3 protein-coding genes are annotated in these 4,704 nt (G+C 66.3%); 1 reads left to right on the forward strand and 2 read right to left on the reverse strand.

The features are described 5' to 3' along the window. On the reverse strand, nt 1-923 hold a 923-nt coding region (locus ACK59X_RS14410), incomplete at its 3' end, for an ABC transporter substrate-binding protein (RefSeq protein ID WP_409958093.1). A gap of 314 nt (nt 924-1,237) precedes the next feature. Here ACK59X_RS14410 and ACK59X_RS14415 point away from each other — a divergent pair. Next, entirely contained in the window at nt 1,238-2,056 is an 819-nt protein-coding gene (locus tag ACK59X_RS14415; RefSeq protein WP_409958096.1) for an HDOD domain-containing protein, read from the forward strand. A gap of 61 nt (nt 2,057-2,117) precedes the next feature. Here ACK59X_RS14415 and ACK59X_RS14420 read toward each other — a convergent pair whose 3' ends face one another. After that, the gene (locus ACK59X_RS14420) at nt 2,118-4,424 is read right to left on the reverse strand and encodes an NADP-dependent malic enzyme (protein WP_409958097.1); all 2,307 of its coding nucleotides are present in this window, start codon (nt 4,422-4,424) and stop codon (nt 2,118-2,120) included. Between the last annotated feature and the right edge of the window lie 280 nt (nt 4,425-4,704).

Genomic DNA, 4,704 nt, shown 5'->3' on the forward strand with positions numbered 1-4,704 from the left:
GACATCAAGGACATGCGGGCCGGGTTGATCTGGCCAAAACCTTCCTTGCGTGCGTCGGGGCTGGCAACCACCGCGTCGATGTCCATTTGCAGGCGGCGCGTTTCCAGCGGCACGTTGACGATGCCGTCGCGCGCCTTCACATGCTCGATGGAGGCAGCGGGGTTGGCCATGACTTCCTTGGCGCCCTTGGTGAAGGCCTTGAGGAAGGACTTGATCGCCTCGGGGTTCTCCTTGATGAGCTTGGGCGAGGCGATGATCACGTTGCCGTACAGCTTCACGCCGAAGTCGGCATAGGGCAGCACCACCACGTCAGATGCCTTGGCGCCGCGCGCCTCCAGGTTCAGCAGCGAGGTGAAGGTGAAGCCGGTGATGGCATCCACATCGCCGCGCACCAGCATGGTCTCGCGCAGCGGCGGGTCCATGGCGGTCCATTGCACGCTGCCCACGCTGTTGGCCTTCTGGAAGATGGGGAAGGCGCGGCGGCCGGCGTCGAACACCGGGGCGCCGAGCTTCTTGCCGGCCAGGTCGGCCGGCTTGGCGATGCCGCTCTTCTTGAGCGCCATGACCGAGGCGGGCGTGTTGTTGTATACCATCATCACCGCCACCGGCTTGTTCTGCGCGTCGGGGTTGTTGGCGTGGAATTCCATCACCGCGGCCAGGTCGGCAAAGCCCATGTCGTAGGTGCCCGAGGCCACGCGCTGCACGGCGCCGCCCGAGCCGTTGCCGGCGTCCACCGTCACGTCCAGGCCGGCGGCCTTGAAGTAGCCCTTGGCCACGGGCTGCAGGAACAGGGCGGCAGGGCCTTCGAAGCGCCAGTCCAGCTGGAACTTGATGGGCGTGGTGGCCTGGGCCTGGGCAGCCAGGGAGAAACCGCCAGCGGCGGCCAGCAGCACGGCGGCTTGCAGGAGGGTACGTTTGTTCATGCTTGGGTTCCTGTCGGTGGGTGGCAGAGGACGGCGGGGCGGTGCGGTTGCACCGCGGCTGTGCCATGCAGGGGAATCAGCAAAAACGATGCCTGCTTTCCTGTATGCAAGGCCGTTTTGCGGACTATTGTTCGCCACATTGGTGCATGCCGGACTGCAGGTTTTCCCGAAATGGTGCACCAGGCGTGTATGCCACGGTGGTACATCGTTGATTCACCACAGCTGTGCGGGATTGGGAAAAAACCTGCCCCTGCAAAACCGTGCCGGTGGTACAACGAAAGTCCATTCATACCCCATGGTCAAGGGAGGATCGCATGGCAAATATCCAGGAATTCTTCGAGAACGTGCAGTTGCCCACCATCCCCGACGTGGCGCGCGAGCTGATCGCCACCATGAAGGAGGACGACATCCCCTTCGAGAAGGTGCGGGCAGCCATCTCCAAGGACCCGGCCCTCACGGCCAAGCTGATCCGCCTGGCCAACAGCGCGCGCTTCGGCCTGCCGCGCCAGGTGGCCTCGCTCGATGACGCCATCACCATGGTGGGCCTGAACCAGGTGCGCACGCTGGCCCTGGCGTCGTGCATGTCCGGCGTGTTCAAGGATGCTCAGGGCGTGGACGCCGACGCCTTCTGGAAGGAAAGCATGGCCATTGCCGGCTACTCGCAGTGGCTGGCGCGCACCCTGGGCTCGGACGTGCAGGAGTCCTGGCTCGCGGGCTTCCTGGTGCGGCTGGGCGAACTCATCATTGCGCAGAAGATGCCCGAGCAGATCCCTGCCATCGAGCAGCTGCCCCACCACGCGGGTGGCCGCTGGGAGCGTGAGCGATCCCTGCTGGGCTTTACCGAGGCGCAGGTGACCGGCGAGCTGGCGCGGCGCTGGCGCTTCCCGGACACCATCGTGCGCGCGCTGGAGACGGCCGAGGACCCCGTGGCCTCGAACCCCTTCTGCCGCCTGGGCGGCATCCTGCACGTGGCCACGCTGCTGGCCGAGATCGGGCTCGAAGAGCCCAAGTCGCCCGCCGACACCATTGCCAGCCTGCCCGCCGAGGTGACCAAGGCCCTGCAGCTCGACCCCGACTGGCTGGTGGAGCACCTGCCGCCCGTGGCCAATTACGTGGACGTGTCAGTACGCTGACTGCCCCCAAAAAGCAAAAAGAGGCCCGAGGGCCTCTTCTTTTTGTGGGCACCGATGCAGATCAGCGCTTGCGCGTGGCCGCGCTGGCAACGGCCAGGGCAGTCATGTTGAACACCCGGCGCACCGTGGCCGCAGGGGTCAGGATGTAGGCCGTTGCGGCACCGCCCATCAGGATGGGGCCCACGGTCACACCGCCGCTGGTGGTGGTCTTGAGCACGTTGTACAGGATGTTGGCGGCATCCAGGTTGGGGCAGATCAGCAGGTTGGCCGAGTCGGTGAGCGTGGAATCCGCCATGTAGGCATTGCGGATGTTGGGCTCCAGCGCGGCATCGCCGTGCAGCTCGCCGTCGCACTCGATCTCGGGGTGGGCGGCCACGAACAGGTCGCGCGCCTCGCGCATCTTGCGCGCAGAGGGGCGCTTGGACGAGCCGTAGCTCGAGTGCGACAGGAAGGCCACCTTGGCCGGCACGCCGAAGTGCTGCACCTCCTGCACCGACATCCAGGCGATGTCGGCCAGTTGCTGCGCCGTGGGGTTTTCGTTCACGTACGTGTCGGCGATGAACAGCGTGCCGCGGTTGGTCATCAGCGCGTTGAGCGCGGCGTAGTCGTTCACGCCCTCCTGGCGGCCCAGGATGCTGTGGATGCGCTCCAGATGGGTCTCATACGTACCCACCAGGCCGCAGATCATGGCGTCGGCATCGCCCAGCGCCACCATCAGCGAAGCGATGATGGTGTTGGAGCGGCGCACGGCCGCCTTGGCCACTTCGGGCGTGGCGCCGTCGCGCTTCATGAGGCCGTGGTAGTGCTCCCAGTACTGGCGGAAGCGCGGATCGTCCTCGGGGTTGCACACCTCCACGTCCTTGCCCAACTGCATGCGCAGGCCGGCCTTCTCGATGCGGGCGGCGATCACGGCGGGGCGGCCGATCAGGATGGGCTGGGCGATCTTGTCGTCGATGGCCATCTGCGCGGCACGCAGCGCGCGCTCGTCTTCGCCATCGGCGTAGGCCACGCGCTTGCTGCCTTCGGGCAGGGACTTGGCCGCGGTGATCACCGGGCGCATCAGCATGCCGGTCTGGTAGACGAAGCGCGACAGGGCCTCCTTGTAGGCCTCCATGTCGGTGATGGGGCGGGTGGCCACGCCCGATGCCTCGGCCGCCTTGGCCACGGCGGGCGCGATCTTCAGGATCAGGCGCGAGTCGAAGGGCGTGGGGATCAGGTAGTCGGGGCCGAAGGTCAGCTCCTTGCCTGCATAGGCGCTGGCCACTTCCTCGCTCACGTCGGCCTTGGCCAGGTCTGCGATCTCGCGCACGCAGGCCAGCTTCATGGCTTCGGTGATCTTGGTCGCGCCGCAGTCCAGCGCACCGCGGAAGATGTAGGGGAAGCACAGGACGTTGTTGACCTGGTTCGGGTAGTCCGAGCGACCCGTGGCGATGATGCAGTCCGGCCGCACGGCCTTGGCCAGCTCGGGGCGGATCTCGGGTTCGGGGTTGGCCAGCGCCAGGATGATGGGCTTGGTGCCCATGGTCTTGACCATTTCGGCCGTGAGCACGCCTGCTGCCGAGCAGCCCAGGAACACGTCGGCACCGTTGACCACGTCGGCCAGGGTGCGGGCCTCGGTCTTTTGCGCATAGCGCTGCTTGGAGGCATCGAGCCCGCCGGGGCGGCCGTCGTAGATCACGCCCTTGGAGTCGACCATGTAGACGTTCTCGCGCTTCACGCCCAGGCCCACCATCACGTCCACGCAGGCAATGGCCGCGGCGCCCGCGCCCGACACGGCGATCTTTACCGCGCCGATCTCCTTGCCCACCAGTTCCAGGCCGTTGAGCAGCGCGGCGCTGGAGATGATGGCCGTGCCGTGCTGGTCGTCGTGGAAGACCGGAATGTTCAGCCGCTCCGACAGCTTCTTCTCGATGTAGAAGCACTCGGGCGCCTTGATGTCTTCGAGGTTGATGCCGCCCAGCGTGGGCTCCAGCGAGGCGATGATGTCCACCAGCTTGTCGGGGTCGCGCTCGGCCAGTTCGATGTCGAACACGTCCACGCCGGCGAACTTCTTGAACAGGCAGCCCTTGCCCTCCATCACCGGCTTGCTGGCCAGCGGGCCGATGTCGCCCAGGCCCAGCACGGCCGTGCCGTTGGTCACCACGCCGACCAGGTTGCCGCGCGAGGTGAAGTCGAAGGCCTTGGAGGGGTCGGCCTGGATGTCCAGGCAGGGGTAGGCCACGCCGGGCGAATAGGCCAGCGACAGATCGCGCTGGTTGGACAGCGGCTTGGTCGGGGTGACCGCAATCTTGCCCCGGCTGGGGTTGCGGTGGTATTCACGGGCGGCGTCGCGCAATGCCTCTTCGGCAGCGGAAAGGTTCTGTGTCATACGGAAATCCTGCAGGAGATTCTCAGCAAATGCCGAAAATGAGCTTACTCCATGGCGAAGGCGATGGGAGTGAGGGTTCGGGCTTGTTGACACTATTTTCGGGGATCGCGTTGCCCGGCCTGGGGGCAGGTTGCAAGGCGCCCGTGCGCAGCAAGGTAGGCACCGTGCAAGCGCTGGCAACGCCGCAGACGGCCCCCAGGTCGTGCAACCCGAAGGGAAGGCCCTTGCCGGCGCGCCACTCGTCGGTGCGCGCCCTGCGTGGGCCACAACACACGCAGCG

The sequence above is a fragment of the Acidovorax sp. genome (genome assembly GCF_046339755.1).
Classification (GTDB): Bacteria; Pseudomonadota; Gammaproteobacteria; order Burkholderiales; family Burkholderiaceae_C; genus Acidovorax.